Source organism: Variovorax sp. LjRoot84 (genome assembly GCF_964254305.1).
GTDB lineage: Bacteria > Pseudomonadota > Gammaproteobacteria > Burkholderiales > Burkholderiaceae_C > Variovorax.
The window spans coordinates 6111970-6137099 of the sequence record NZ_CAXUTE020000001.1; the positions used below are offsets into that span (position 1 = coordinate 6111970).

General features: G+C 66.5%; 28 protein-coding genes. 20 read left to right on the forward strand and 8 right to left on the reverse strand.

Features of this window, described 5'->3' with window-relative positions; translation table 11 throughout:
- Positions 1–12: 12 nt before the first annotated feature.
- Both ACSQ9I_RS30130 and ACSQ9I_RS30135 read right to left on the reverse strand, forming a co-directional pair.
- Positions 13–690, reverse strand: coding sequence for a Vgb family protein (locus ACSQ9I_RS30130; RefSeq protein ID WP_436315623.1), 678 nt, complete (start codon positions 688–690; stop codon positions 13–15).
- Between the two features lie 45 nt (positions 691–735).
- A complete protein-coding gene (locus ACSQ9I_RS30135) occupies positions 736–1956 on the reverse strand; it encodes a helix-turn-helix domain-containing protein (RefSeq protein WP_093107221.1) in 1221 nt (406 codons plus the stop codon).
- A gap of 42 nt (positions 1957–1998) precedes the next feature.
- Here ACSQ9I_RS30135 and ACSQ9I_RS30140 point away from each other — a divergent pair, with 42 nt between their 5' ends.
- From ACSQ9I_RS30140 to ACSQ9I_RS30150, 3 genes are all read left to right on the forward strand, one after another.
- Positions 1999–2541: a hypothetical protein gene (locus ACSQ9I_RS30140; RefSeq protein WP_436315624.1), complete on the forward strand. Its 543-nt coding sequence runs from the start codon at positions 1999–2001 to the stop codon at positions 2539–2541.
- Between the two features lie 56 nt (positions 2542–2597).
- Positions 2598–2786: an aminoglycoside phosphotransferase gene (locus ACSQ9I_RS30145; protein ID WP_436315625.1), complete on the forward strand. Its 189-nt coding sequence runs from the start codon at positions 2598–2600 to the stop codon at positions 2784–2786.
- A gap of 116 nt (positions 2787–2902) precedes the next feature.
- Positions 2903–3487 (forward strand): BPSL1445 family SYLF domain-containing lipoprotein, encoded by a 585-nt coding sequence (locus ACSQ9I_RS30150; protein WP_093107215.1) that lies wholly within the window; start codon positions 2903–2905, stop codon positions 3485–3487.
- Here ACSQ9I_RS30150 and ACSQ9I_RS30155 read toward each other — a convergent pair.
- A complete protein-coding gene (locus ACSQ9I_RS30155) occupies positions 3484–3756 on the reverse strand; it encodes a hypothetical protein (RefSeq protein ID WP_139191689.1) in 273 nt (90 codons plus the stop codon). The genes ACSQ9I_RS30150 and ACSQ9I_RS30155 overlap by 4 nt on opposite strands.
- Before the next feature lie 437 nt (positions 3757–4193).
- Between ACSQ9I_RS30155 and ACSQ9I_RS30160 the strand changes: the two genes are divergently transcribed.
- Positions 4194–4592 (forward strand): hypothetical protein, encoded by a 399-nt coding sequence (locus ACSQ9I_RS30160; protein WP_436315626.1) that lies wholly within the window; start codon positions 4194–4196, stop codon positions 4590–4592.
- Between the two features lie 96 nt (positions 4593–4688).
- Here the strand turns inward: ACSQ9I_RS30160 and ACSQ9I_RS30165 are convergent, their stop codons facing one another.
- A complete protein-coding gene (locus ACSQ9I_RS30165) occupies positions 4689–5312 on the reverse strand; it encodes a TetR/AcrR family transcriptional regulator (RefSeq protein ID WP_436315627.1) in 624 nt (207 codons plus the stop codon).
- A gap of 87 nt (positions 5313–5399) precedes the next feature.
- On the opposite strand from ACSQ9I_RS30165, the gene ACSQ9I_RS30170 reads away from it, so the two are divergent.
- The gene (locus ACSQ9I_RS30170) at positions 5400–6611 is read left to right on the forward strand and encodes an MFS transporter (protein ID WP_436315629.1); all 1212 of its coding nucleotides are present in this window, start codon (positions 5400–5402) and stop codon (positions 6609–6611) included.
- A 109-nt stretch (positions 6612–6720) separates the two neighbouring features.
- Complete coding sequence (locus tag ACSQ9I_RS30175) at positions 6721–6948, forward strand: hypothetical protein (protein ID WP_093107207.1); 228 nt, start codon at positions 6721–6723, stop codon at positions 6946–6948.
- Positions 6949–6958: 10 nt separating this feature from the next.
- Here ACSQ9I_RS30175 and soxR read toward each other — a convergent pair whose 3' ends face one another.
- Complete coding sequence (gene soxR / locus ACSQ9I_RS30180; RefSeq protein WP_436315630.1) at positions 6959–7438, reverse strand: redox-sensitive transcriptional activator SoxR; 480 nt, start codon at positions 7436–7438, stop codon at positions 6959–6961.
- A gap of 99 nt (positions 7439–7537) precedes the next feature.
- Here soxR and ACSQ9I_RS30185 point away from each other — a divergent pair, with 99 nt between their 5' ends.
- Positions 7538–7954, forward strand: coding sequence for a DUF3037 domain-containing protein (locus ACSQ9I_RS30185; RefSeq protein WP_436315631.1), 417 nt, complete (start codon positions 7538–7540; stop codon positions 7952–7954).
- Between the two features lie 104 nt (positions 7955–8058).
- Here ACSQ9I_RS30185 and ACSQ9I_RS30190 read toward each other — a convergent pair whose 3' ends face one another.
- Together ACSQ9I_RS30190 and ACSQ9I_RS30195 are read right to left on the reverse strand one after the other, a co-directional pair.
- Positions 8059–9564 (reverse strand): tripartite tricarboxylate transporter permease, encoded by a 1506-nt coding sequence (locus tag ACSQ9I_RS30190; RefSeq protein WP_436315632.1) that lies wholly within the window; start codon positions 9562–9564, stop codon positions 8059–8061.
- A complete protein-coding gene (locus ACSQ9I_RS30195; RefSeq protein ID WP_170855599.1) occupies positions 9564–9986 on the reverse strand; it encodes a tripartite tricarboxylate transporter TctB family protein in 423 nt (140 codons plus the stop codon). The genes ACSQ9I_RS30190 and ACSQ9I_RS30195 overlap by 1 nt, the downstream gene beginning before the upstream one ends.
- 223 nt (positions 9987–10209) lie before the next feature.
- Here ACSQ9I_RS30195 and ACSQ9I_RS30200 point away from each other — a divergent pair, with 223 nt between their 5' ends.
- From ACSQ9I_RS30200 to ACSQ9I_RS30220, 5 genes are all read left to right on the forward strand, one after another.
- Positions 10210–10731, forward strand: a complete 522-nt coding sequence (locus ACSQ9I_RS30200; RefSeq protein WP_436315633.1) for a winged helix-turn-helix domain-containing protein — start codon at positions 10210–10212, stop codon at positions 10729–10731.
- Positions 10732–10913: 182 nt separating this feature from the next.
- The gene (locus ACSQ9I_RS30205; protein WP_436315634.1) at positions 10914–13151 is read left to right on the forward strand and encodes an NADP-dependent isocitrate dehydrogenase; all 2238 of its coding nucleotides are present in this window, start codon (positions 10914–10916) and stop codon (positions 13149–13151) included.
- Between the two features lie 134 nt (positions 13152–13285).
- Positions 13286–13813, forward strand: a complete 528-nt coding sequence (locus ACSQ9I_RS30210; RefSeq protein ID WP_436315635.1) for a DedA family protein — start codon at positions 13286–13288, stop codon at positions 13811–13813.
- A 96-nt stretch (positions 13814–13909) separates the two neighbouring features.
- A complete protein-coding gene (locus ACSQ9I_RS30215; RefSeq protein ID WP_093107193.1) occupies positions 13910–14605 on the forward strand; it encodes a Crp/Fnr family transcriptional regulator in 696 nt (231 codons plus the stop codon).
- A gap of 83 nt (positions 14606–14688) precedes the next feature.
- Positions 14689–15573 (forward strand): hypothetical protein, encoded by an 885-nt coding sequence (locus ACSQ9I_RS30220; protein ID WP_436315636.1) that lies wholly within the window; start codon positions 14689–14691, stop codon positions 15571–15573.
- Positions 15574–15667: 94 nt separating this feature from the next.
- On the opposite strand, the gene ACSQ9I_RS30225 is transcribed toward ACSQ9I_RS30220, so the two are convergent.
- Positions 15668–16576 carry a LysR substrate-binding domain-containing protein gene (locus tag ACSQ9I_RS30225; protein WP_093107189.1) on the reverse strand — a complete coding sequence of 303 codons (909 nt, stop codon included), beginning with the start codon at positions 16574–16576 and terminating at the stop codon, positions 15668–15670.
- Between the two features lie 107 nt (positions 16577–16683).
- On the opposite strand from ACSQ9I_RS30225, the gene ACSQ9I_RS30230 reads away from it, so the two are divergent.
- The 8 genes from ACSQ9I_RS30230 to ACSQ9I_RS30265 are packed head-to-tail and all read left to right on the forward strand — an operon-like array spanning position 16684 to position 25112.
- The gene (locus ACSQ9I_RS30230; protein WP_436315637.1) at positions 16684–17571 is read left to right on the forward strand and encodes a dioxygenase; all 888 of its coding nucleotides are present in this window, start codon (positions 16684–16686) and stop codon (positions 17569–17571) included.
- A 34-nt stretch (positions 17572–17605) separates the two neighbouring features.
- A complete protein-coding gene (locus ACSQ9I_RS30235; protein WP_436315638.1) occupies positions 17606–18412 on the forward strand; it encodes a citryl-CoA lyase in 807 nt (268 codons plus the stop codon).
- The gene (locus tag ACSQ9I_RS30240) at positions 18409–19545 is read left to right on the forward strand and encodes a CaiB/BaiF CoA transferase family protein (protein ID WP_093107183.1); all 1137 of its coding nucleotides are present in this window, start codon (positions 18409–18411) and stop codon (positions 19543–19545) included. Before ACSQ9I_RS30235 ends, ACSQ9I_RS30240 begins: the two co-directional genes overlap by 4 nt.
- 26 nt (positions 19546–19571) lie before the next feature.
- Positions 19572–20537 (forward strand): Bug family tripartite tricarboxylate transporter substrate binding protein, encoded by a 966-nt coding sequence (locus tag ACSQ9I_RS30245; protein ID WP_436315639.1) that lies wholly within the window; start codon positions 19572–19574, stop codon positions 20535–20537.
- A 47-nt stretch (positions 20538–20584) separates the two neighbouring features.
- Entirely contained in the window at positions 20585–21799 is a 1215-nt protein-coding gene (locus tag ACSQ9I_RS30250; RefSeq protein ID WP_436310195.1) for an amino acid ABC transporter substrate-binding protein, read from the forward strand.
- Between the two features lies 1 nt (position 21800).
- Positions 21801–22667 (forward strand): branched-chain amino acid ABC transporter permease, encoded by an 867-nt coding sequence (locus ACSQ9I_RS30255; RefSeq protein WP_436315640.1) that lies wholly within the window; start codon positions 21801–21803, stop codon positions 22665–22667.
- The gene (locus tag ACSQ9I_RS30260; protein WP_436315641.1) at positions 22667–24415 is read left to right on the forward strand and encodes a branched-chain amino acid ABC transporter ATP-binding protein/permease; all 1749 of its coding nucleotides are present in this window, start codon (positions 22667–22669) and stop codon (positions 24413–24415) included. The genes ACSQ9I_RS30255 and ACSQ9I_RS30260 overlap by 1 nt, the downstream gene beginning before the upstream one ends.
- The gene (locus ACSQ9I_RS30265; protein WP_436294152.1) at positions 24408–25112 is read left to right on the forward strand and encodes an ABC transporter ATP-binding protein; all 705 of its coding nucleotides are present in this window, start codon (positions 24408–24410) and stop codon (positions 25110–25112) included. Before ACSQ9I_RS30260 ends, ACSQ9I_RS30265 begins: the two co-directional genes overlap by 8 nt.
- The last annotated feature ends 18 nt before the right edge of the window (positions 25113–25130 follow it).

The window sequence follows — 25130 nt, forward strand, 5'->3', positions numbered from 1 at the left end:
TGCTCTTTTGCTTTATGACCTGAGGCCTTTCGGACGCCGCACGGCGCGGACCTTTCCGCTCGCGCCGCCGCCGCAATAGAAGAGATCGGCCCCGTCGGACTCGAGCCCGCTGACGCCGATGCCGTGCGGCATCTCCAGCCGCTCGAGCACGGTGCCGCTCTTCGGGTCGATGCGGCGGAGTTCGCTCTCGTCGCCTTCCCATGTCCCGTGCCACAGCTCGCCGTCGACCCAGGTCACGCCGGTGACGAAGCGGTTGGACTCGATGGTGCGAATGACTGCGCCGGTCGCCGGATCGATCTGGTGGATCTTGCGATCGCGGTACTGGCCCACCCACAGGCTGCCCTCAGCCCAGGTGAGCCCCGAGTCGCTCCCCTTGCCGGGCGCCGGGATGGAGGCCACCACGTCGCCGGTGGCCGGATCGATCTTGTCGATGCGTGCCTCGGCGATCTGATAGAGGTGCGTGCCGTCGAAGGCGGTGCCGGCGTCGCAGGCGTGGGCCAGCGTGCGCGTGGGCTCGCCGCTCTCGGGATCGAAGGCGATCAAGCTGGCCCCGGTGGCGGCCCAGACGCGCTGGCCATCGTGGGTCACGCCGTGCACGCTGTCGGCCCCAGGGAAGGGACCGTACTCGCGCACGATCTCGGCCGCACGCGCCGTTGCCTGAGGTCTGTCCTTGCTGGTCTTGCTGCTCATCGTTGCTCCTTGTGGTGCGCCTCGGATCGGCGCCTGGAGACAACTCTAATCAAGCGCGAGCGCAGCGGGGAGTAACAAGATCGTCGTGAATCCGGCCAGCGGCGGCGCGAGCCAGCGCTGCGCCCGCGCCCGCCCGATAGCGCGCACCCTCCCCTCTGCCTCGAGCTCGACGAGCGCGCGCTGGACGGTGCGCTGACTGGCGCCCAGGGCCAGCGCCAGGGCCGAGGTCGACCAGGCCGCGCCGTCGGAGAGCAGCGCCACCAGCGATGCCTGCTCGCCGTCGATGGGCGGCGCCAGGACGACGACATCGCGCGCGTCGCGCGGCCTGAGGACGAAGCCGCGCGCGGTGGCCTCGACTTGCGCCAGCGCTGCGACGAGCGCGCGCAGGCGGCCGATCTCGACTCGCAGGCGCGCTCGATGCGTCTCGTCGGGGTGGCGGGTGCGGAACGCGCACGCGATCAAGGCTTCGCGATCGATATCGCCGGGCCACGCCTCGGCGAGCGCACGCGCCAACGCGAACAGCACCGGCCGGCGCGCCAGCGGCCGCCACGCGTCGCCGGCACCCACCCCGCGACGGCAGGCGTCGACCACCAGCGCGTCCGAGGCCAGGAGCGCTGCGACCTCGTCGAGGCGCAGCGCCTGCTCGCCGCCGTTGGACAGGCGCCGGGCGGCGGGACGATCGAGCGCAGCCCGCGCCTCCGCCACCTCGGCCAGGAGTGCCGGCACGCGTGCACGATCGGCCGCCTCGTGCGCGCGGGCGAGCGCCGCCTGCGCCGGGCCGGGGCGCAGCGAGCGCAGCGCGAGCTCGGCCGCGGCCAGCTCGGCCACCGCCGCCAGCGACGGCGGCAGGCCGCGCGCATCGAGCGGCGCCAGCGTGGCCGCGGCCTCGTCGAGGCGGCCGAGCAGCAGGAGCCGGCGCGCCGCGATCAGCCGCGCCTGCAGCGCGTTGGCATGGTCGGCGTGCGCCTCGAGCGTGGCCGAGGCTGCCGCCAGCGAGCGCGGCGAGCCGCCGAGGTCGCGCATGGCCAGCGCCACCTCGGCCTCCGCAACGACGCAGCGAGCGCGCGCCAGCGCCTCGTGGGCGCCGAAGCCGCGGGCGGCGAGCCGCAGGAGCTCGCGGGCGCGCGGGTGCTCGCCGAGCTGGGCCATGGCGATGCCGCGCAGGGCCAGCGCCGGCGGGTCGTCGCGCAGGGCGACCCGCTTGAGGGCGCCGAGCGCGTCGCCGGCGGCGAGGGCACGCGCGGAGGCGGCGATCAGGGAGTCCATGACGACAGGCTACCCCACCTCTGATCCCGCGCCGCGGCCTGTTTGCAGGAACAGGACTTCGAAGCGCAAGCAGCTTTGCCTACCGGTCATCGAGCGCGCGATATGCACCATGGAACGCAGGCAAATGGGAAAGGACCCGCCCGCCATCGCAACGACATGCTGAAGCACGCGCATCCCGACAAGGCAGACATCGCCGCGCAGTTGGTCCGGCGAGCGGACGAGTGGATTCGCCGCGCCGAGCCGAGAGATTTGCTGCGCGTCATGCTGCGCGGTGGCCTGAGCCCGGTGATCGTCGAAGAGGGCGGCCACGTACTCACCGGCATCGATCTGAGCGACGGCCCGGGCATCCTCTCCAAGGTAGGAATGATCTGGGTCGATCTGTCGGCCGCCGAAACCCTCGCGATCTTCGCGCAGGTGTGGGGCGCTTCCGATCCTCCCGCGAGCGTCGATGCGCAGGAAGCCTGGATAGCTGCCGACACGGCGGCCCAGGCCGGAGCGCGACGGTTCCTGCACGACGAAGTCGACGAGAACATCGCGCTGTTCGGGGCTTGCGTGGATGAATGGCTCGTATCCAATCAAGCGTAGAAGCCCGCGCCAGGCGAGCGCGCGAAGAAAGTTTGACCACTCCACAGGAGCCCACGATGCCCGAAAACCCCAATATTCCACTTCCACCCGGCTTGGCGTCCCAGCGGGCGGTTTACCAGGCCCTGGCCGAGCGCTTCGGTGTGCTGGCGCCCGGCGAGACGCTGTCGAACGAACTCATGGCCTTCGCCGAAGAGGTCGCGCGCATGGCCCGGGATGACCGTGACAGCGGTCGAGGCGCGGAATGACGTTGCGCCGTCTCAACGCATGCCCGCGTGGAGGGTCGTCCTACACCTTCATGCGCAACAGGCTTGCACCATCAGGAATCAAGGCTCGCACTTTTGATGCTGGAAAGGAGCGAGCCATGAACGCCATCAATCTCCGAACCTTCTGCACCGCGGCAGCTCTTGCCGCCTGCAGCATTGCCTTCGTCGGCTGCACCACGACACGTCCCGACGACCGTGCAAGCACCGCTTCTTCGCGGACGTCCATCGACGCGCAGGTCGACGCCTCCCTGTCCAAGCTTTACGACGCCGTACCGGATTCACGCGAGCTGGTGGCCAAGTCCAGGGGCGTGCTGGTGTTCCCGTCGGTGGTTGGCGCGAAGCTGGGGATCGGCGCCGAGTACGGCCGGGGCGCGCTGCGCGTCGGCGGCCGCACCCAGGCCTACTACAGCACGACGGCGGGCTCGATCGGCTTCCAGGCCGGCGCGCAGTCGAAGGCAATGATCTATCTGTTCACCACCCAGGAAGCGCTGGACAAGTTCCGCAACAGCAAGGGCTGGACGGCTGGGGCGGACGCCACGGTAGCCGCCGCGACCATCGGGGCCAACGGCAGAATCGATACCAACACGATCCGCCAACCGGTGGTCGGCTTCGTGTTGACCAATGTGGGCCTGGAGGCCGGCGTTTCGCTCCACGGCGCGAAGATCACCGAGGTTCAGCTCTAGCGATCCAGGTCGTCGCGCAACCAGACGCTCGCCAAGGCGGACAGCGCAGCACCTGCGGCAGCAGCGATCAGCACCGCTCGCACGGGCTGCTCGATCACGAATTCGCGCGTCACGCCCAGCGCTCGATCGACATGGGCCTTGAGTGGCGCTGCGCCCACCGGTATCGGTGTGCAAGGCAGCGTTTTCGATATCACCTGCTCGTCGTCAACAACGGCACTGGCTTCATCCGCGACGGTTGGGGTCGCGTCATCGGGGTTCTTCGGATTCATCAAAGTCCCTTCGCTTGAAACTGCAGAGACAGCGAACAAATCCTCCCGACAGCGCCAGCGCTCGCGTGTCAGCGCCGAGGGATGCGCGACGTAGGAGCAGTGCGGACGAGAGATTGCACTTTCGGCACAACGGTCGGAGGACGATGTTTGTTGCTTACATCCGGAGTACATGCGACGTCGAAGGGGCCGGCAAAGTGATCTCACGCCGTCTCTCGGCCACTCGCAGAGAGGCAACCGGAGCACAGATCGTGTCCTTACGCATTTCTGGCCAGCTGGCATCACGGAAGCCGCCTGACGTTCACGGGCTCGAAGAGAGCACCGCGGTCGCTGGACAGAGCAGGCTGGATTCGCGTGCATCGGTCGCCCCTGGAACGCAGAAAAGTAGCACTTTCTGGTTACTGCTGTGTAACCCCTATGAATGGGCGCCGAGGGCCGTCATGTTCACCCGTTGCATCGTCCGCATGCCGTTGTGCATCGCGGCCATCGCTGCCATGCCCGCCATCTCCGAAGAGCCGGTGCCAGCCCAGGATCGCGTCTTTCTGAGCAAGGACGAGATCGAGAGAACCTTGATTGGCAGGGCCATCGTTTCAAACAATCTTGCGACCGGAATGATCTCGCGCTGGGAATTCCATTCGGACGGCCACGTCGACTTCGTCAACCGAAGTGGCCCCGGTAGCGCGTCGGGCACGTGGATCCTCAACGCCGATGGCTTGATGTGCGTAACGATGATCTTGCGAACCGGTTGCCGCTACTGGTTCACGAAAGACGGCGCTATCGCGAATGCAAGTACCAAGGGACCGGATGCACCGACGGTGGCCGAGATACGGTTTGAATAGCACTGCGAAGAAACTCCGCCACCGTCAGCACGTCCTCGCTCTGGTCCGTGCTGGATTTGACGCCGGACGGGCGCGGGACCGACTGGTATCCGAAGCTCAGGTACTGACCCGCCGCCGCGACGTTTTCGCGCCCTCGACGAGAAGCCCGTTCAGCAACGCCTTGAACGCCTTCACCGCGCGCTTCGACGTGGCCGCCGGATCGTCCGCATTGGCGATCCATTGGGCCGCGTGCAGCGCGGCGCCGCTGAGCAGACGGGCGGCACTCTCCGGATCGACGTCGATGATGTAGCCGTCTTTCTTCAGCGCCTTGAGGCTCTCGGTCATCGAGCGGTTGCATTCGCTCTGGCTCGCCCAGGTCGAGGGATCACCGAGCACCGCGGGGCCGTCGCGCATGACGATGCGCCGGATCTCGGGCTCCAGGGCCATCTCGATGTAGGCGATGTTTTCATCGACGAAGCCGCGCCACGGGTCCTTCGCCTTGGCAGCGATGGCGCGCAGACGTTGCGACATCTCGTCGTCGATCTCGGCGATGACCGCCTGAAGCAGCCCCTTCTTGTCACCGAAATGGTGATAGAGGGCGCCACGCGTCAGACCGGCTGCGGCCGTGAAGTCGTCCATCGACGCGGCCGCGTAGCCGACCGAGCCGAACGCCTGGCGCGCCGCATCCACGAGCTTTGCCCGTGTCTCGGCAAGCATCTCCTTGCGCGGTCTGTGTGCCATTGCTACTCCTTTCATATACGCGGCGTATGTTTTTGACATACACTGCGTATGTCATTGTGCCACTGCTCATTTGCGAGGTGTTTCCCGATGCTCAACCTCTACAGCGAGATCTTCAAGCCGCCGGGAGCCAAGGGCTTTGCGGCGGCCGGCTTCATCGCCCGCCTGCCGGTTGCCATGTCCACGATCGGCATCGTCGCCATGCTGTCCCAGACGCACGGCGCGTATGGGCTCGCGGGTGCGGTCGCCGCCACGTTCGCGCTGACCAACGCGCTCGTCGCGCCGCAGATTTCCCGTCTCGTGGACCGGCTCGGCCAACGTCGCATCCTGACGCCGGCGACGACGCTTTCGGTGGCGGGCTTCATCGGTCTGTTGGTCGCGACGCATTTCGGCGGGCCGGTTTGGACGCTGTTCGCATTCGCGCTGCTCGCCGCCGCGATGCCCAGCATGCCGGCCATGGTCCGGGCGCGGTGGACGCAGCTGTACCGCGACACACCCCAGCTCAACACGGCCTTCGCCTTCGAGTCGGTCGCAGACGAGCTTGTCTATATATCGGGATCGGCCCTGGCCGTCGGTCTCAGCGTCTCCCTGTTCCCGGAGGCCGGCCCGCTCGCCTCGACCCTGTTCCTGGCCGTCGGCTCCGCAGCCTTCATCCTGCAGAAGGGTACCGAGCCCAAGGTGCAGCCGACGGCCAAGAGCGGCGGCGCGCCGACCATCAAACTGCGCCCGGTCCAGATCCTGACCTTTGCGATGGTGGCCATCGGCGCGATCTTCGGTACGGCGGAGGTGACCGTCATTGCGCTCACGGCCGAATTCGGCAACGCGGCCGCGGCCAGTCTGGTGCTTGGCGGCTATGCCCTCGGCTCCATGTTCGTCGGCCTGGTGTTCGGCGCCTTGAAGCCCAGAATGCCGCTTTCGCGCCAATTCGCTATCGCGATCGCCATCGCGGCGGCGACGACCGTGCCGCTGCTGTTCGTAGGCAACGTTCCAATGCTGGCACTCGCCCTGTTCATCAGCGGCGCAGCGATCTCGCCAACCTTCATCACGGCCTTCGGCCTGGTCGAACGGCTCGTCCCGGCCGCCAAGCTCACCGAAGGCATCACCTGGGTGATGACCGGGATCGGCATCGGCATGGCCATCGGCTCGTTCGCCTCCGGCTGGGTCATCGACGCATTCGGCCCTGGCCAGGGATTCTGGGCTTCAGTCGTGGCCGGTGGCGTCGCATTCCTCGCCGCGCTTCTCGGTCAGCGTGGCCTTACGGTTTCGCACTGCATCGGCGACCGGTGCCCGGCAGCCGCCTGAGCTCGAAGTGCGGCGGCCAGCCACCACGACGTGGCGGGCTCTGTTTTCTTGCCTCCTGATTAAATTTCCGCTTGACCTCAAGTTAGGTTGAGGGATCACAGTGCGGCGCATGAACTGTGATTCCCAACCCTCAGGCCGCGTCGCGCACGCGCTCGAAATCCATCGCAGCATTGCCGCGTGCAGTGACCATCTCACGCGGAACAACGATGTCCACGCGCTGACCGCGGCGTTGATGTTGCCTTGCTACCAGGCCCAGCTCGGCCGGCTGGCGCGCGCGATGAACTCGGTAGAGAAGAGCGAGCTGATGTCGCTGCTGCTCCCCATCGACGCGGGGTGACAGCAGGCCCTCAGCCCTCCGCGCGCTGGATGACCACCAGGCGGCGTGCGCCGGGTCCTTGCGATGCCAGCTTGTCGCCAGGGTTGCGCAGCCGGCAGCGGTCGATGGACAGGCAGCCGCAGCCGATGCAGTCGTCCAAGGTGTCGCGCAGCTTCTTGAGCTGAGCCATGCGCTCGTCCAGCTCCGCGCGCCAGCCGCCGGAAAGCCGCGCCCAGTCCGCGCGGCTGGGCGCCGCCGAGGTGGGGAGGGTCGCCAGGGCATCGGAGATGTCGGCCAACGCGATGCCCACCCGCTGCGCGACACGGATGAACGCCACACGCCGGAGCACCTCACGCGCATAGCGACGGTGGTTGCTCGGCGCCCGATGGCTCGCGATGAGGCCTTTGGATTCGTAGAAATGAAGGGTGGAGACCGGGACGCCGCTGCGTTGCGCGACCTCGCCGACGGAAAGCGTGGCGGAACGATCTATGGGTTCTGGCTTGGATTTCATCGGGACCTCTCGGCCTCAACTTTAGTTGAGGTTTTGGTCCCGTAGCTTGTCTACGTTATTCGTAGAGCAAACGCATTGGCGCTCGTCCACGATCGAGTGATGGAAGGCCCTTACACCTACAGAGTCCTTCGCTACGTGCACGACGTCGGCACGGCCGAGTTCATCAACGTCGGTGTCGTTGTCGCCTCGTGCGATGCGCCCTGCGTTGCGGCGAAGTTCAACACCGACTACCGCCGCGCCAAGGGTGCCTTTCCGTCTCTGGAAACCGAGATCTTTCTCGCCCGCATGACGCGCCTGCAGGCGTGCCTCGACGCTATCGATGCCGCCCGGTGTTCCGAGGTGCGCGCCCGCGAAGGCATGTCCATCGAGGGATTGATCCGTTGCGTGCTGCCGTTGGAAGACAGCGCACTCCACTGGTCGCCTACTGGCTCAGGCATCGGCGGTCCGCTGGCCGCGACGCTGCAGTTGCTCTACGAGCGCTTCGTCACCAGGCATGACTCTCGACGCGGGCGTTGAGTGAAATGCCTCGTCTTGCGCCTCGTTGTTGATGTGGAGGAAGCAGCAGCACGAAGACGACTGAACGCACGACATGCTTACCAGCTTTCTCGATTCAAAGTCCACTACGCAACCGGCTGCTGGAGCACACCCCGCTTGCGCGCATGGAACACAAACGCCACCACCTGCCACGCGACGAACACGCCGATCAACGCAAGCAAGGTGCCGCTGATGGGCCGGGTGAAGAACATGGTGAAACTCCCGCGGCTCAGGAGCAGCGAGCGGCGGAAGTTCTCTTCCAGCATGGGGCCGAGGATGAAGCCGAGCATGAGCGGGGCGGCATCCAGCTCCAGCCGCATGAACATGTAGCCGACGAAGCCGAACGCAGCCGTGATGAAGATGTCTTCCATGCTGTTGTTCACGCTGTAGGTGCCGATGCAGCAGAAGAACAGGATGGACGGGAACAGCACGCTGTACGGGATCTTGAACACCGACAGCCAGTAGCGCACCAGCGGCACGTTCAGCACGAGCAGGAAGACGTTGCCCACCCACATGCTGGCCACCAGGCCCCAGAACAGGTCGGGGTGGCTGGCGATCATGTTCGGCCCGGGCTGGATGCCCTTGATGACGAAGGCGGCCATCATCAGCGCCATCACCGCGTTCTCGGGGATGCCGATGCTCATCAGCGGGATGAAGCTGGTGCGCGCTGCCGCTTCGTCGGCCGCGGCCTGGCCGGCCACGCCCTCGATGCAGCCGGTGCCGATCTCGTGCTTGTACTTGCTGACCTTCTTGTCGATCGCATACGCGGCAAACTGCGCGATGGTGGGGCCGCCGCCGGGCAGGATGCCCAGGAAGGAGCCGATCGCGCCGCCGCGCAAGGCGCTGGGGATGATCCGCTTGAACTCGGCCCACGTCGGGATCAGGTTGATCTTGCCGTTGAAAGGCGAGCGCTCCTCGCGGGCGTCGAGGTTCTTGGTGATCTCGGCGATGCCGAAGCAGCCGAGCGCGATGCTCACAATGCCGACGCCGTCCATCAGGAAGGGCAGGTCCATGGTGAAGCGCGCGGTGCCGCTATTCACGTCGGTGCCGATCTGGCCGAGCAGCACGCCGATCAGGCACATGGCAAGGCCATTGAGCAGGCTGCCCGTGGTGACGAAGCTCACGCACACGAAGCCGACCATCATCATGGCGCAGTAGTCCGCAGGGCCGAAGAGGAAGGCCACTTCGCCGAGCACGGGCGCCAGCCATGCGAGCACCACGATGGCGATCGTGCCGCCGATGAAGCTGGAGACGCCGGCGGTGAACAGGGCCAGGCCGGTCTTGCCCTTGAGCGTCATCGCGTAGCCGTCGATGCAGGCCACGATGCTGCTGGCGTGCGGGATCTTCATCGTGATGGCGCTCACGCTGTCGCCGTATTGCGCGCCGTAGTAGATGCCGGCCAGCATGATGAGCGCGCCACCCGTGGGGATGGAATAGGTCAGCGGCAGCAGCAGGCTGATGGTGGCCAGCGGGCCCAGGCCGGGCAGCAGGCCGACGAGCGTGCCCACGGTGCAGCCGAGGGCGCAGAACATCAGGTTCTGGAGGGTGAGGGCGTGCGAGAAGCCGAACGCCAGGTTGTGCAGGACGTCCATCAGTAGAGCGGCAGGTTCAGGCCGAGCAGTTTCTGGAGGACCAGGGCCATCGTGACCAGGCCGGCGGCGATCTTGACGTTGCGCACCCATGAGTAGGAGGTGCCGGCCAGGGTGGAGCAGAACACCATGAAGACGATGCCCGCGATCATGTTCACGTACATCGAGATCACGGCCAGTCCGCAGAGGCTCGTGAGGATGATGGCAATGTTCTTGAGGTTGAGGTCCAGGTGCACGCGTTCGACAAAACGCGAACGGATCACCGTCGCCAGGCCGACGAGGAACAGCAGGGAGCTGACCAGGGCAGGGAAGAGGCCCGGCCCCGCGCGGCTGAAATCGCCGATCGGGTAGCGCAGGGACTGGAGCCCGAAGGCCAGCGAGATCGCGATGAGGAAGAGCCCTCGGGCGAGGTTTCGATCAATCATGGGATGTTTGTCTCCGGTGTGGCAGTTGCTGACCGGCGCGAATGGTCCTGCCTTGCCACTGATCGGAATCTGACCAGCCCGTGAGGGGAAATACGTAGCGGGCGGACGTTCGATGCGGTGATGCGAGCGTCCGCTTCGCTTCCACGGCAATGTCCGATGGCTGAGGTTTGATTGCGTTTCTGCCCGTATCAAACGGCGATGCGGGCGTCACGGAGAAACCGAGATGAGCAACGTGAGAATGTGGCCCGTCGAATCGGCCGATGCCCTCAGCCCGCTGCAACGGCGTCACGCGCCCGCCGGCACCTCTTCGGAGGATCTGATCCACTTCGGTCCGTTCAGTCTGTCGCCCACCACACACATCCTCCAGGATGCGGGGCGGCCGGTGCGACTCGGCAGCCGTGCGCTCGAGATCCTGTTGTTGTTGGTAGAGAACGCCGGCAGGTTCGCAAGCAACGCCAAGATTGTTCAAAGAGTCTGGCCGCGAAACGTCGTCGTGGACGGCAATCTCAGAGTTCATATCGCGGATCTGCGCAAGGCACTCGGGGATGGTCAGGAAGGCCGTGACGCCGCAGAATTCACCCAAGACCGGTCGGTCGGTGGCGTGCTCAAGACGAGCTATCCGCAGCGGGCCATCGTTGTTGCTCACCTCTCTGAAGTTGCGGCCGTCCTCTTGACCAAGCACCTTCACGCTATCGCCGCGGGCGCGGTCAGGCGAGTCATGCGCAGGAGTTCTTCACCACCGTGAACCTGGCCTATACACCGGCTTGAACGGCGGCGCCTCAACAGTTGCCCGGCACCGGCGAGCCACGGCCCAAGCCCCCACAATGCCGTGCGCGCCGCGCCTCAAACTTGTTAAAGTTTGGGCCCGTTCGCCACGCAGTCAATCTCGTGGCATTGCGTTGTTGTTCAGCCCGCCCGAAAGCCACCATGACCGCCGGAAACTCCCAGATCATCTACACCCTCACCGACGAGGCGCCGCGCTTGGCCACGGCCTCGCTGCTGCCCATCATCCAAGCTTTCGCCGCGCCGGCGGGCATCGACGTCGCCACCAGCGACATCTCGGTGGCGGCCCGCATCCTGGGGCAGTTTCCTGAGGTGCTGACCGAAACGCAGCGGATGCCGGACAACCTAGCAGAGCTGGGCAAGCTGACGCTGCGGCCCGCAGCGAACATCATCAAGCTGCCCAACATCAGCGCCTCGGTGGCCCAGCTGAAGGCCGCCATCAGGGAACTGCAGGACAAGGGCTACAAGGTTCCCGATTTCCCCGAGAGCCCGAAGACGGACGAGGAGAAAGAGATCCGCGCGCGCTACAACAAGTGCATCGGCAGCGCGGTGAACCCGGTGCTGCGGGAGGGCAACTCCGATCGCCGCGCGCCCAAGGCAGTGAAGGAATTTGCGCGCAAGAACCCGCATCACATGGCCGAGTGGAGTCAGGCGTCGCGCTCGCACGTCTCGCACATGCACCACGGCGACTTCTACCACGGCGAGAAGTCGATGACGCTGCACAAGGCACGCGACGTGAAATTGGAACTGATCACCAAGAGCGGCAAGGCCATCGTGCTCAAGCCGAAGGTTTCGCTGCTCGAGCGCGAGGTGATCGACTCGATGTTCATGAGCAAGAAGGCCCTGCTCGATTTCTACGAGCGGCAGATCCAGGACGCGCACAAGACAGGCGTGATGTTCTCGCTGCACGTGAAGGCCACCATGATGAAGGTGTCGCACCCCATCGTGTTCGGCCACTGCGTCAAGATCTTCTATCGCGACGCCTTCGAAAAGCACGCCAAGCTGTTCGAGGAGTTGGGCGTGAACGTCAACAACGGCATGGTCGACCTGTACAACAAGATCGCCACGCTGCCTGAAAGTACGCAGGATGAGATCAGGCGCGACTTGCACGCCTGCCACGAGCATCGCCCCGAGCTGGCGATGGTGGATTCCGCCAAGGGCATCACCAACTTCCATTCGCCCAACGACGTGATCGTGGACGCCTCCATGCCCGCGATGATCCGCAACGGCGGCAAGATGTACGGTGCCGACGGCCGGCTGAAGGACGTGAAGGCCGTGATGCCCGAGAGCACCTTTGCCCGCATTTACCAGGAGATCATCAACTTCTGCAAGTGGCACGGCGCCTTCGACCCCAAGACCATGGGCACCGTGCCCAACGTCGGCTTGATGGCGCAGCAGGCCGAGGAATACGGCTCACACGACAAGACCTTCGAGATCCCCGAGGACGGCGTGGCCAACATCACCGATCTCGATACGGGTGAGGTGCTGCTCAGCCAGAACGTGGAAGCGGGCGACATCTGGCGCATGTGCCAGGTCAAGGACGCCGCCATCCGCGACTGGGTCAAGCTCGCCGTCACGCGCGCGCGCAACTCGGGTATGCCGGTGGTGTTCTGGCTCGACGCCTACCGCCCACATGAGGCGCAGCTCATCACCAAGGTCAAGATGTACCTGCACGAGCACGACACCGCCGGACTGGACATCCAGATCATGAGCCAGGTGCGCGCCATGCGCTACACGCTGGAGCGCGTGATCCGCGGGCTGGACACCATCAGCGCCACCGGCAACATCCTGCGCGACTACCTGACCGACCTGTTCCCCATCATGGAGCTGGGCACCTCGGCCAAGATGCTGTCCATCGTCCCTCTGATGGCTGGCGGGGGCATGTACGAAACGGGCGCCGGCGGCTCGGCACCCAAGCACGTGCAGCAGCTGGTGGAGGAGAACCACCTGCGCTGGGATTCGCTGGGCGAGTTCCTCGCGCTGGCCGTGAGCCTGGAGGAACTGGGCATCAAGACCGGCAACGCCAAGGCCAAGTTGCTGGCCAAGTCACTCGACACCGCCACCGGCAAGCTGCTGGACAACAACAAGGGCCCCTCGCCCAAGACCGGTCAGCTCGACAATCGCGGCAGCCACTTCTACCTGGCGCTCTACTGGGCCCAGGCCATGACCGAGCAGACCGAAGACAAGGAACTGGCCGCCCATTTCAAGCCGCTCGCCGATGCCCTGGCCGCCAACGAGCAGAAGGTCGTGGACGAGCTCGCCGCCGTGCAAGGCAAGCCGGCCGACATCGGCGGGTACTACCTGCCGGATGTGCGCAAGACCGATGCGGTGATGCGGCCGAGCGCAACGTTCAACGCGGCGCTGGCCGCCGTGTCGGGCTGAAGGCAGGGCGCGGCCAAGACCAGACATTGAGAGGCAGAAGGAAGTCTGAGAATGGCGACGAAGAACGTCAAGCTGCGAAGCGACCAGATTGGCAAGGCATCACCGGTCGAGGTATTCGCGGTGCCGTGCGGCCAATGAGTCTTGACGAAATCACTCAGGCAACCATCGCCTTCATCCGAGTGCATGAGGCCTGGGGCGCTCCTATCGTGCTGGCCCTCGCCTTCGGGGAATCGTTGGCGTTCATTTCCCTGTTGTTGCCGGCGACCGTGATCTTGTTTGGTGTCGGCTGGCTCATCGGGGGGAGCGGCATTGCGTTCTGGCCGCTGTGGTGCGCGGCCGTCGTCGGGGCCGTCCTGGGGGACTGGTTGTCCTTCTGGATCGGCGGACGGCTGAAGAGCAATGTCGGCAACCACTGGCCCCTGTCTCGCCATCCGGACCTGATCCCGCGCGGTCATAGGCTCTTCGAGCGCTGGGGAGTGGTCGGCGTATTTTTCGGGCGCTTCCTCGGCCCCCTTCGCGCGTCTGTGCCATTGGTGGCAGGCATCTGCGAAATGCCCGCGTCTACGTTTCAGATTGCCAACATCGCTTCAGCTATCGTGTGGGCGACCGGCATCCTGGCTCCCGGCGCGTTCGGCCTCAAGTGGCTGCAGCAGTGGGTGTGAAGAGCTCGGGGTGAGTTCGGATTGCAATTGAACGTCCACCAACGCTCAGTTCGTTCATCATCACACCGTCCAGGACCGCACCGAGAGGGAAAGCTCATGTCAACGCTCGCACTGTTCGACACCGCGGTTGCCGGCTTGACCTCGGCCTTGGCCACTCCGTCCGGCATCGTTGCGCTCTGCTCGGCTGGGGCCGCCGGCACGCTGGTGATCGTGAGTTCCTTCGTAAAGACCATGATCCCCCTGCGCTGCCTTGCGATCGGCGGCAACCTGGGCTTTCTGATCTACGGCGCGCTGCATCCGTCGCTGATCCTGGTGCTCCTGCACGGCGCACTGCTGCCGATCAACATTTTCCGCGCAGCCCAGATGGTCCGCCTCACGCGCCGCGTGCAGGTCGCGGCGGCGTCGAGCGACTTTTCCGGCGTCTGGCTGCGCCCCTACATGCGCCGGCGGCGACTGAAGAAAGATGCAATCCTGTTCCGCAAAGGCGATGCGGCAAAGCGCCTGTACTTCCTCGCTGAAGGGCAGATCGAGTTTGTCGAGATCGGGCAGACCATGGAGCCTGGCCGCTTGTTCGGCGAGATTGGGTTCTTTGCGCCTGACAAGCAACGCACGCTGACCGCCCGCTGCGCCACGAACTGCACCGTGCTGCAGATGGACGAGATGACTTTCAAGTCGCTCTATTTCCAGAACCCGGCCTTTGGATTCGAGGTGGTGACCTTGGTGGCTGGACGGCTCCTGGCTGACCGGCAGCGCCTGGAAGACCGGCTCGCGGCCGAATCGCTGGTCACCTGATCATGCGATGACCCAGCGCGAACAACCTATTGCAACTCAACAACTAGCCAGGCTCCCGATGCGGGATGACAATGTGAAACATCATGAAACGCGCGACAACACTTCGCCGCCTGGCGCTGTGGGTCTGGCTCCTGATCCTGCCGGTGCTCGCCCAGGCGCAGGCACAGCTCGGAAGCGCCGCTGCCTTGCGGGCCAAATATGACGCCGTTCAGTCGCAGTTCGACCAGAACGCCTTTGCGCGACCGCTGGTGCTCGAATCGACGGAAGCCGCCGGTCAATTGAGCGGCGATATCTTCGCGGTGTTGAATCACCCGGTCGACCAGGTGAACAGTTCGTTGAGCCAGCCCGGCGTCTGGTGCGATGTGCTGATGCTGCACCTCAACACCAAGTACTGTGTGGTGCGCGGGACAGAAAGTGCCAGGACACTCGTCGTCTCGGTCGGCCGCAAATTCGACCAGCCGCTTTCGGAGGCGCAGCGCGTCAACTTCGTCTGGCAGCCGCCGACCATCACCGACGACTACCTCAGCGTGCGATTGAGCGCCGACAAGGGGCCGCTGTCCACCCGCGACTACCGCATCGAACTCGAGGCGACGCCGCTCGGCAACGGCAAGACCTTCATTCATCTCGGCTACGCCTATGCCTACGGGGTGGCAGCGCGCATCGCGATGCGGGGCTACCTCGCGACCATCGGCGCAGACAAGGTGGGATTCACCGCGATGGGCAAGGACTCGGCGGGCCAGCCGGAATACGTGGGCGGCGTGCGCGGCGTGGTGGAGCGCAACACCATGCGCTACTACCTCGCCATCGACGCCTACATGGACGCCCCCAAACAACTGGCGCCGCGCCTCGCGGCATGGTTCGACAGCACAGAGCGCTATGCGCGGCAACTGCACGAAGTGGAGCGGGACGACTATCTCGCCATGAAGCGCAACGAATACAAGCGCCTTGCAAACCCCTTGCCGGAGTAAGCGCGCCGGGGCGGAATCGCACTAGAGCCTGCCGCACGTCATCCCAATCGAGAAGCAAAGGGATTCCATCCTAGCTCGTCACCGGCAGCCTCCCTTACCCCGGCCCTTCGCGCCTGAGGCTGTTACTCAACGCCGTCTTCCTCAATATCACAGCAAACGACTGCACGGCAGCCGGCTTCGCCTCCTTCAGCCGCCACAAGATCCCTGGCGTGCGTATCGGCGTCGGGCTCTCCAGCGGAATCACCTTCAGCCCCGCCATCGCCTCCGGCACCGCGTTGATCGCCACGATCGAGCCGATCATCGTGCGCGCCACCAGCGCGAGCATCGGCGCCACGGTCGACATCTCGGCCACCACGGTCGGCTCGGCGCCGCAGGCGTGGAAGCACTCGTCGAGCATGGTGCGGGTCGAGAAGGCGGATGAGACGAGCACCAGGTCTTGCCGGTGCAGCTCCACCATACGGATGCGCTTGCGGCCGGCGAGCGGATGGTGAGTGGAGACGACCAGCACCATCTCCTCGTTGTAGAGCGGCTCGAACCACAGGCCGGCCGAGTCCTGCGGTCGGTAGGAGATGCCGAGGTCCATCTCGCCGTCCCTAAGCCGTGCGGCGATCACTTCCGCGGCGAGTTCCTCCACGCTGATGCGCACGGTCGGATGGCGCGCGAGGAACTGCGCCACGCATTCGGGGATGAGGCCGATGTTGAAGGTGTGCGTGGCGCCTATGCGCACCTTGCCCGTGAGGTTGCCGGCGCCGGGCTTGAGCAGCGCCACGCCCTGGTCCACCTCCTTCAATGCGCGCGAGGCGTAGCCGCGCAGCAGCTCGCCGGCCTCGGTGGTCACCACCTTCTTGCCGATGCGCTCGAAGAGCGGCTGGCCCAGCTCGTCCTCGAGCTGCTTGATCTGGTGCGAAAGGGTCGACTGGGTCACGTGCACGCGCTCGGCCGCGCGCGTGAAGCTCAGGCAATCGGCCAGCGCGACGAAGTAGCGCAGATGCCTCATCTCCATACAAACCCCCGCGAATGATCGATGCCATCGATCATATCCATGGAAATTCATCATTTGTCGCGGCCACCTGCGCGGCCTATCGTCCGGCCAGAACCAGGAGACAAGACATGGCGGACTACAACCAGGACAGCATCACGCAGGACGTGCTCGAGGCTTTTGCGGCGACGCCCGACCCGCGCCTGCGCGAGCTGATGAGCGCGCTGGTCAAGCACATCCACGCCTTCGCGCGCGAGGTCGACCTGAAGCCCGACGAGTGGCTGGCGGCGATGAAGTTTCTCGAAGCCACCGGGCAGATCTCGACCGACAAGCGGCCCGAGTTCATCCTGCTCTCCGACACGCTGGGCCTGTCGATGATGGTGGTGGCGCTGGATCAGGCGCGCGCCAGCGGCGGCGCGCAGGGCGCGACCGAGGCGACGGAGGCCACGGTGGAGGGACCGTTCTACTGGCCCGGCGCGCCCGACATGCCGCTGGGCGCCGACATCAGCGGCAGCGCGCGCGGCGAGCCGACCTTCTACATGGGTCGCGTGACTGATGTGCACGGCGCACCGCTGGAAGGCGCCTTGCTCGACGTGTGGTCGGGCGACGGCGAGGGCAAGTACGACGTGCAGCTCAGCAGCGAGCCGACGATGGCCGCGCGCGGGCGCTTTCGCACCGATGCGCAGGGGCGCTACTGGTTCTGGTCGATCCGCCCGGCCTACTACCCGATTCCCGACGACGGCCCGGTGGGCCAGATGATGCATGCCACCGAGCGAAGCATCTACCGCCCCGGCCACATCCACCTGCAGGTCTCGGCGCCGGGCCACGTGACGCTGACGACGCAGGTGTTCGTGGGCGGCAGCCCCTACATCGACCAGGACGCGGTCTTCGGCAAGCGCGACAGCCTGGTGGTCGACTTCGAGACGCATGCGCCGGGCAAGGCCGTGGACGGGCGCGAGATGCGCGTGCCGTACCACTCGGCGAGCTTCGACGTGCGGCTTGCGCCGGTGTCGGCCTGAACTCCACTTCTCTTCTTTTTTTGCAAGGATTCTTATGAAGATCGGCAAGGCCACCGTGCCGCGCACGTCCATCTGCACTTCGGACGCCCACACCATCGTCATTCGCGGCCATGACCTGTCGAAGGAGCTGATCGGCAAGCTCTCCTTCGTCGACCATTTCTTCCTGCTGCTCACCGGGGAGATGCCGACACCGGGCCAGGCCGCGGTGCTCAACGCCACGCTGGTCGCGATCGCCGAGCACGGGCTGGTGCCCAGCGTGCAGGCCGCGCGCATGACCTTCGCCGCGGCGCCCGATGCGATGCAGGGCGCGGTGGCGGCGGGCATCCTCGGCTGCGGCTCGGTGGTCCTGGGCTCGTCGGAGACGGCGGGGCGCATGTACGTCGAGATCGATGAGCAGGTACAGGCCGGCACCGCGCTCGACGAGGCGGCGCTTTCGGTGATGAAGGCCTGGCGCGCGGCGGGCCGTTCGATTCCCGGCTACGGCCATCCGCTGCACAAGGAGCGCGACGCGCGCGTGGGCGCGCTGTTCGACGTGGCCAAGGCGGCGGGCACCGACCTGCGCTTCGTCGAGATCGCGGAAGCATGCGAAAGGCTGCTGCCCGAGGTGCTGGGCAAGCCGCTCAAGCTCAACGTGTCGGGCGCGATCCCCTCGGTGCTGCTGGGCGCTGGCTTTCCGGTCGAAGGGCTCAAGGGCGTGCCGATGCTTGCGCGCACCGCGGGGCTGATCGCGCACATGGTCGAGGAGATCCGCCAGCCGATCGGCTTCGCGCTCTCCTACCAGGCGACGCGCGAGATGGAATACGACGGCGAGCTGCCTCCGGGCTTCGGGAAGCACGAATGATCCCTGTATTGAAAGGCCTCAAGGTCATCGAGCAGGGCACCTTCATCACGGGGCCGGCGGCCGGCATGCTGCTGGGCGACCTGGGGGCCGACGTGATCAAGGTCGAGCAGCCGAAGACGGGCGACCCCTTCCGCGCCTTCAAGAACGGCTTGTACAGCCCGCACTACCAGACCTACAACCGCAACAAGCGCAGCATCACGCTCGATACCAAGGACAGCGCCGATCGTGAAGTGCTCGACGCGCTGATTGCCGATGCCGACGTCTACATCCAGAACTTCCGGCCTGGCGTGGCGGAGAAGCTGGGCGTCGGCGCGGAGCGGCTGCAGGCGCTGAACCCGAAGCTCATCTACGTGGCGATCAGCGGCTTCGGCGCCACCGGGCCTGCGGCCAACCGGCCGGCCTACGACACGGTGGCGCAGGCGGCGAGCGGGTTTCTCAATCTGCTGGTGAACCCCGAGAACCCGCGTGTGGTCGGCCCTGCCATTGCTGATTCGCTGACCGGCTTCTACGCCGCCTACGGCGTGCTGGGCGCCTTGTACGAGCGCAGCCGCACCGGCATCGGCCGCAAGGTCGAGGTGTCGATGCTGGAGGCGATGGCGCATTTCAACCTCGATGCCTTCACGCACTTCTTCCAGGTCGACGAGGTGATGGGGCCGTACAGCCGGCCGAGCGTGTCGCAGTCCTACGTGCTGCGCTGCGCGGACGACAAGTGGATCGCGCTGCACATGTCCTCGCCGGAGAAGTTCTGGCAAGGCCTGGCGGTGGCGATCGAGCAGCCCGACATCTTCCAGGACCCGCGCTTCGCGACCCGCGACGCGCGCATCGACAACCAGGAGGCGCTGATCGCGCTGCTGGGCGAGCGCTTTCGCACGCAGACGCGCGACGAATGGTGCCGCCGCCTGCAGCGCGAGGACGTGCCCAACGCGCCGATGTACGACACCAGCGAGGCGCTGGAAGACCCGCAGGCCAAGCACCTGCAGCTGATGACCTCGGCCGAGCATCCGGTGATGGGGCTGTTTCGCACGGTGCGTTCGCCGGTCAGCTTCGACGGCGAGCGCGCGCTCGAGGTGCGGCCGCCGCCGATGCTGGGCGAGCACAGCGACGAGATACGTGCCGCGCTGAAACGCAAGTAGATAAATAGAGACAACGGAGACAAGCGATGACGATCAAGACAACGATGCGCACCCTGCTCGCCGCGGGCGTGCTGCTCATGCTGGGCACGACTCAGGCGCAAGACAAGGGGCCGATCAAGATGGTCGTTCCCTTCGGCGCCGGCACCACCACCGACACGGTGGCGCGCGTGGTCGGCGAGGGGCTGGGCAAGGCGCTGCAGCAGACGGTGATCGTCGACAACCGCGCGGGCGCGGGCGGCTCGACCGGCAGCGACATGGTCGCCAAGTCGGCGCCCGACGGCCGCACGCTGGTGATGGGCACGGTGGGCACGCACGCCATCAACGCCGCGCTCTTCAGCAAGCTGCCCTACGACCCGATGCGCGACTTCGCGCCGGTGGCCTTCATCGGCTATACGCCCACGCTCTTGGTGGTGGCGGCCGAGTCGCCGCTCAAGTCGCTGAAGGACCTGGCCCAGGCCGCCGCGCGGCCGCAGGGCGTGACCTTCGCCTCGGCCGGCAACGGCACCTCGGGGCACCTCGCGGGCGAGCTGCTGGCGCAGCGCCTGGGCGGCAAGATGCTCCACGTGCCCTTCAAGGAAGGCGCGATGGCGCTGACGGGCGTGATCTCGTCGCAGGTCGACTTCATGTTCTATCACCCGGCCGCGGTGATGCCGCAGATCAAGGCCGGCAAGCTGCGCGCGCTGGGTTCCAGCGGTGCGGTGCGCAGCGCGGCGGCGAGCGATGTGCCGACGCTGATGGAGCAGGGCATCGCCGACTTCGACCTGGTCGCCTGGTTCATGCTCTACGCGCCGGCCGCCACGCCCGCCGCCACGCTGACGCAATTGCGCACGGCCAGCGCCGCCGCGCTCGCGCAACCCGATGTGATGGCGCGCCTGCGTGACCAGGGCATCGAGTCGCGGCCGATGCGCGCCGAGGAGATGCAGCCCTTCAACAAGACCGAGCTCGGCAAATGGGCCGGGCTGGTCAAGCGCTCGGGCGCGCAAGTCGACTGACAGCTTTCGTTCGTTTCGCTCACAAGAACCTAAAGGAGACAGGAACCATGAAGACGCAGAACCTCAGAGGCATCGGGCGGCGCACCGCCGTGGGCGCCATCGCACTGGCCGCGGCCGGCTTCGCGATGGCACAGCAGCCAACGGGTGCGCCGATCCGCATCGGCAGCACGCTGGCGCTGACCGGGCCGCTCTCGGCCACGGCCCAGATCCACAAGGTGGTGGGCGACATCTACATCGAGCAGCTCAACAAGCGCGGCGGCCTGCTGGGCCGGCCGGTGGAGTGGGTGGTGAAGGACGACCAGTCCAAGCCCGACCTGGCGCGCACGCTGTACGAGCAGCTCGTCACCGCCGACAAGGTCGACCTGCTGATGGGGCCCTACGCCACCGGCGCGATCCTCTCGGCGATGGGCGTGGCGCAGCGCTACAACAAGGTGCTGGTGCACCACACGCTGGGCATTCCCTCGCTCGCCAAGTACGACATGCAGTTCCCGGCCTGGTCGATCGGCTCCGACCCCGCGACCACCGTGCCCAACACCTTGTTCGATGCGCTCGCCGCCTCGCCCAAGCCGCCGAAGACGGTGGCGGTGGTGACCAGCAAGTTCCCGTCGATCCAGTTCATGAGCGCGGGTGCGCGCGAGGTGATCAAGAAGCGCGGCCTGACCGAGGTGCTGTTCCTCGAATGGGATTTCGGCAACCGCGACTTCGGCCCGATCGCCAACCGTGTGAAGGACGCCAAGCCCGACTTCGTGTGGGTCGGCGCCATCGGCCTGGAGGGCAACCTGCTGCTCGACGCGATGAAGAAGATCGACTATTCGCCGCCGCAGCACTTCTACCTGTACCCCGCGCCCGGGCCGCTGCTCGCGTCGCCGGATGCGAAGAACGCGCTCTCGGCCACGATCTTCGAGGCGCAGCCGCCTTTCACTTCCAACTTCGGCGCGGCCGAATTCGTCAAGCTCTACGCCGAGCGAGCCGCGAAGGCCGGCTTCACCGACACCTCGGTCGAGACCCAGGCCGCTGCCTCGTACACCGCGTGGCAGATCCTCGAGGCCGGCGTGGTCGCGACCAAGAGCCTGGACGACAAGGCGATCGGCACCTGGCTGAAGGCGAACAAGGTCGACACGCTGCAAGGCAAGCTGCGCTTCGACGGCACCGGCAACTTCGGCGACGACCTGATGCGCATCAAGCAGATCCAGGGCGGCAAGTGGGTGGTGGTGTGGCCCAAGGAGGTCACCTCCGGCGGCGCCAAGCTGATCACGCACTGACATGTCGGGCTTCACGCTGCCCAGCATCTCGCTGCTGTCCCAGTCCATCCTCTCGGGCATCTTCGTCGGCGCGCTGTACGGACTGATGGGCCTGGGCCTCAGCCTGAGCTGGGGCCTGCTGCGGCTCATCAACCTCGCGCACTTCGCCTTTGCCTTCCTCGCCGCCTACCTCTGCTACCAGATGGCGACGATGGGCATGGACCCGCTGCTGACGCTCGCCGTCATCGTGCCCTTCTTCTTCGCGCTCGGCGCCGGCCTGCACTGGGTGATGGTGCGCTTCAAGGTCACGCCCTTCAATTCGCTCTTGCTGACCTTCGGGCTCACCGGCATCGCCGAGAGCGTGATCCAGTCGATCTGGACCGCCGACTTCCGCAAGCTCGAATCGAGTTACGGCGAAGAGAAGTTCAGGATCGGCGGGCTCTTCGTGCCGGTGCCCGAACTCATCACGCTGGTGCTGGCCGTGAGCCTGGCTTTCGCGGTGTGGGCGGTGCTGCGCTTCACCGACCTGGGCCGCGCAATGCGCGCCGCCGCGCAGGACGCGCCGGTGGCCGCCGCTTTCGGCGTCAACCAGAAGGCGCTGGGGCTGGTGCTGGCCGGCACCTGCGCCGCGCTGGCCAGCGTGGCCGGCGTGTGCCTGGCATTGAGCTTCACGCTCGCGCCTTCGCAGATGTACGCGTGGGTCGGCGTGGTGTTCGCGGCCGTGATGCTCGGTGGGCTGGGCAGCGCGCTCGGGCCGCTGGTCGCGGGCACGCTGATCGGCGTGAGCGAGGCCATCACGATGGCGGTGACCGCGCCCTCGTGGGCGCCGATCGTCTCGTTCACCTTGCTGATCGTGATCCTGATCTTCAGGCCGGGGAAGACAGGCTGATGAAACGCACTCCACTGATCATCCTCGCCGCGGGCGTGGCGCTGGCCTTCGTGCCGCAGCTCGGCCTGCCGGCCTTCTACGACTCGCTGCTCTACCTGATGCTGCACTGGATCGTGCTCGCGACCTCGTGGAACATCCTGTCGGGCTACTCGGGTTACTTCTCCTTCGGGCACGGTGCCTTCTTCGGCGCCGGCATCTACACCAGCGCCAACCTGATGGCGCGCTACGACTGGCCCTTTCTGTGGACGCTGCCGGCGGCCGCGCTGGTGGCCGCGGTGCTGGGCGTGGCGCTGGGTGCGGTGGTGTTCCGCGTCAAGGGCGTGCGCGGCGAGCTGTTCGCGCTGCTCACGCTGGCGATCACCTTCGTGATCGGCACCATCGTGGTCAACACGCCGCTGGACGGCGGCAACGGCGTCTCGCTCGCGGCGGTGCCGGTGCCGAAGATCGGGCCGACGCCGTCGTCGACCTTCTACCTGCTCGCGCTTGCTGCAGCGATCGGCACGCTGCTGATCGCGTGGGGCATCCAGGTGTCGAAGTTCGGCGCCGGCCTGTTCGCGATCCACGACGACGAGGACGCGGCCGAGGTGATGGGCGTGCCGACCTACCGCTACAAGCTGATGGCGCTGGCCGTCTCGTGCGCGCTGGCCGGCGTGGCGGGCGGCATCCACGCGCTGTTCCTCTCGTACGTGACGGCGGGCGAGGTGTTCACGATCACGGTGCCGCTGACGGTGGTGCTGATGAGCGTGCTCGGCGGCACGCGCCACTGGGCCGGGCCGGCAATCGGCGCGGTCGCGATCACCGGGCTGCTCTACAGCTTCACGGCCGCCGACCATGCAGTGGCCGGCAAGGCGCTGATCGGCATCATCCTGATCGCGGCGATCCTGTTCATGCCCGAGGGCATCCTGGAACGCGTGCGGCGCATCTTGGGACGCACTTTGCGGCGCGCACCAGCCGCGAAGCCGGCCTTGCCTGCAGCGGCCGAGGTGCCGGTCCGCACTTCAACCGCGGTCGCGCAGGGCGACGTGCTGCTGCGCGTGCAGGGCTTGAGCAAGGCCTTCAAGGGCGTGCGCGCGCTCGGCGGCGTCGACGTCGACGTGCGACGCGGCGAGATCCTCGGCCTGCTGGGGCCCAACGGTTCGGGCAAGTCGACTTTCATCAACGTCGTCAGCGGCCACTACGCGCCCACCGGCGGCGCGATCTGGTTCGAGGGCCGCTGCATGAACGGGCTGCCGGCACACCGCATCGCGGGCAGCGGCATCGCGCGCACCTACCAGATCCCGCGGCCCTTCGGCCACCTGAATGTGCTGCAGAACGTGGCGATCGCGACCATGTTCGGCGGCGCGGTGCGCGACCCGACGGCGGCCGCGAAGCAGGCGCGGACCTGGCTGGAATTCACCGGCCTCCAGGACAAGGCACATGCCCGGCCCGACGACCTCAACCTGCACCAGCGCAAGTTCCTCGAACTCGCCCGCGCGCTCGCCTCGCGGCCGCGGCTGGTGCTGCTCGACGAAGTGCTGTGCGGCCTGACGCCGCACGAGATCGACGGCGCGGTGGCGCTGATCCGGCGCATCCGCGAGCAGGGCTCCACCATCGTCTTCGTCGAGCACGTGATGCGCGCGGTGATGGCGCTGACCGACCGAATCGTGGTCTTCAACCACGGCGAGCTGCTGGCCGAAGGCGCGGCCACCGACGTGATGCAGCGGCCCGAGGTGATGACCGCCTACCTGGGAAAGGCCGCCCATGCTTGAGGTACGCGATCTGCAAGTGGCCTACGGCGCGGCGCAGGCGCTGTGGGGCGTGTCGCTCGAGGTGCGGCCCGGCGAGCTGCTGTGCGTGGTGGGGCCGAACGGCGCGGGCAAGACCACGCTGATCAACGCCATCGCCGGCATGCTGCGTGCGCGCAGCGGACACATCATGCTCAACGGGCAGGACATCACGCAGCTGCCCGCGCACCGCTTCTGCGAGGCCGGCATCGCGCTGGTGCCCGAGGGCCGGCGCCTCTTCACCGGCATGAGCGTGCAGGAGAACCTGGAGCTCGGCAGCTACCTGCCGCATGCCAAGGCGAAGCGGCAGGAGACGCTGGCGCAGGTGATCGAGCTGTTCCCGGTGATCCGCGAGAAGCTCGCCAGTCCGGCGGGCGAGCTCTCGGGCGGACAGCAGCAGATGGTCGCGATCGCGCGCGCGCTGATGGCGCGGCCGCGGCTACTCTTGCTCGACGAGCCCTCGCTCGGCCTGTCGCCGCGCATCGTGGGCGACATGTTCGCCGCGATCCGGCGCATCAATGCGGACGGCATGTCGGTGCTGCTGGTGGAGCAGAACGTCGCGATGGCGATGGAGGTCTCGCAGCGCGCCTACGTGCTCGAGGAAGGCCGCATCGTGGCCGAGGGCGTGCCCGACGAGCTGCTGGCGCGGCCCGAGATCCAGCGTGCCTACCTGGGCGTTTGAACCACTTTCAACTGGAGA

What these genes read in the sequence shown, in the direction of transcription:
- ACSQ9I_RS30225 (WP_093107189.1), bottom strand. Translation starts at nt 16,576, where the DNA reads ATGGAGATGAGGCATCTGCGCTACTTCGTCGCGCTGGCCGATTGCCTG.
- ACSQ9I_RS30165 (WP_436315627.1), bottom strand. Translation starts at nt 5,312, where the DNA reads ATGGCACACAGACCGCGCAAGGAGATGCTTGCCGAGACACGGGCAAAG.
- ACSQ9I_RS30230 (WP_436315637.1), top strand. Translation starts at nt 16,684, where the DNA reads ATGGCGGACTACAACCAGGACAGCATCACGCAGGACGTGCTCGAGGCT.
- ACSQ9I_RS30195 (WP_170855599.1), bottom strand. Translation starts at nt 9,986, where the DNA reads ATGATTGATCGAAACCTCGCCCGAGGGCTCTTCCTCATCGCGATCTCG.
- ACSQ9I_RS30175 (WP_093107207.1), top strand. Translation starts at nt 6,721, where the DNA reads ATGAACTGTGATTCCCAACCCTCAGGCCGCGTCGCGCACGCGCTCGAA.
- ACSQ9I_RS30170 (WP_436315629.1), top strand. Translation starts at nt 5,400, where the DNA reads ATGCTCAACCTCTACAGCGAGATCTTCAAGCCGCCGGGAGCCAAGGGC.
- ACSQ9I_RS30260 (WP_436315641.1), top strand. Translation starts at nt 22,667, where the DNA reads ATGAAACGCACTCCACTGATCATCCTCGCCGCGGGCGTGGCGCTGGCC.
- ACSQ9I_RS30220 (WP_436315636.1), top strand. Translation starts at nt 14,689, where the DNA reads ATGAAACGCGCGACAACACTTCGCCGCCTGGCGCTGTGGGTCTGGCTC.
- ACSQ9I_RS30130 (WP_436315623.1), bottom strand. Translation starts at nt 690, where the DNA reads ATGAGCAGCAAGACCAGCAAGGACAGACCTCAGGCAACGGCGCGTGCG.
- ACSQ9I_RS30200 (WP_436315633.1), top strand. Translation starts at nt 10,210, where the DNA reads ATGAGCAACGTGAGAATGTGGCCCGTCGAATCGGCCGATGCCCTCAGC.
- ACSQ9I_RS30240 (WP_093107183.1), top strand. Translation starts at nt 18,409, where the DNA reads ATGATCCCTGTATTGAAAGGCCTCAAGGTCATCGAGCAGGGCACCTTC.
- ACSQ9I_RS30235 (WP_436315638.1), top strand. Translation starts at nt 17,606, where the DNA reads ATGAAGATCGGCAAGGCCACCGTGCCGCGCACGTCCATCTGCACTTCG.
- ACSQ9I_RS30255 (WP_436315640.1), top strand. Translation starts at nt 21,801, where the DNA reads ATGTCGGGCTTCACGCTGCCCAGCATCTCGCTGCTGTCCCAGTCCATC.
- ACSQ9I_RS30145 (WP_436315625.1), top strand. Translation starts at nt 2,598, where the DNA reads ATGCCCGAAAACCCCAATATTCCACTTCCACCCGGCTTGGCGTCCCAG.
- ACSQ9I_RS30205 (WP_436315634.1), top strand. Translation starts at nt 10,914, where the DNA reads ATGACCGCCGGAAACTCCCAGATCATCTACACCCTCACCGACGAGGCG.
- ACSQ9I_RS30265 (WP_436294152.1), top strand. Translation starts at nt 24,408, where the DNA reads ATGCTTGAGGTACGCGATCTGCAAGTGGCCTACGGCGCGGCGCAGGCG.
- soxR (WP_436315630.1), bottom strand. Translation starts at nt 7,438, where the DNA reads ATGAAATCCAAGCCAGAACCCATAGATCGTTCCGCCACGCTTTCCGTC.
- ACSQ9I_RS30215 (WP_093107193.1), top strand. Translation starts at nt 13,910, where the DNA reads ATGTCAACGCTCGCACTGTTCGACACCGCGGTTGCCGGCTTGACCTCG.
- ACSQ9I_RS30185 (WP_436315631.1), top strand. Translation starts at nt 7,538, where the DNA reads ATGGAAGGCCCTTACACCTACAGAGTCCTTCGCTACGTGCACGACGTC.
- ACSQ9I_RS30210 (WP_436315635.1), top strand. Translation starts at nt 13,286, where the DNA reads ATGAGTCTTGACGAAATCACTCAGGCAACCATCGCCTTCATCCGAGTG.
- ACSQ9I_RS30135 (WP_093107221.1), bottom strand. Translation starts at nt 1,956, where the DNA reads ATGGACTCCCTGATCGCCGCCTCCGCGCGTGCCCTCGCCGCCGGCGAC.
- ACSQ9I_RS30150 (WP_093107215.1), top strand. Translation starts at nt 2,903, where the DNA reads ATGAACGCCATCAATCTCCGAACCTTCTGCACCGCGGCAGCTCTTGCC.
- ACSQ9I_RS30160 (WP_436315626.1), top strand. Translation starts at nt 4,194, where the DNA reads ATGTTCACCCGTTGCATCGTCCGCATGCCGTTGTGCATCGCGGCCATC.
- ACSQ9I_RS30155 (WP_139191689.1), bottom strand. Translation starts at nt 3,756, where the DNA reads ATGAATCCGAAGAACCCCGATGACGCGACCCCAACCGTCGCGGATGAA.
- ACSQ9I_RS30245 (WP_436315639.1), top strand. Translation starts at nt 19,572, where the DNA reads ATGACGATCAAGACAACGATGCGCACCCTGCTCGCCGCGGGCGTGCTG.
- ACSQ9I_RS30250 (WP_436310195.1), top strand. Translation starts at nt 20,585, where the DNA reads ATGAAGACGCAGAACCTCAGAGGCATCGGGCGGCGCACCGCCGTGGGC.
- ACSQ9I_RS30190 (WP_436315632.1), bottom strand. Translation starts at nt 9,564, where the DNA reads ATGGACGTCCTGCACAACCTGGCGTTCGGCTTCTCGCACGCCCTCACC.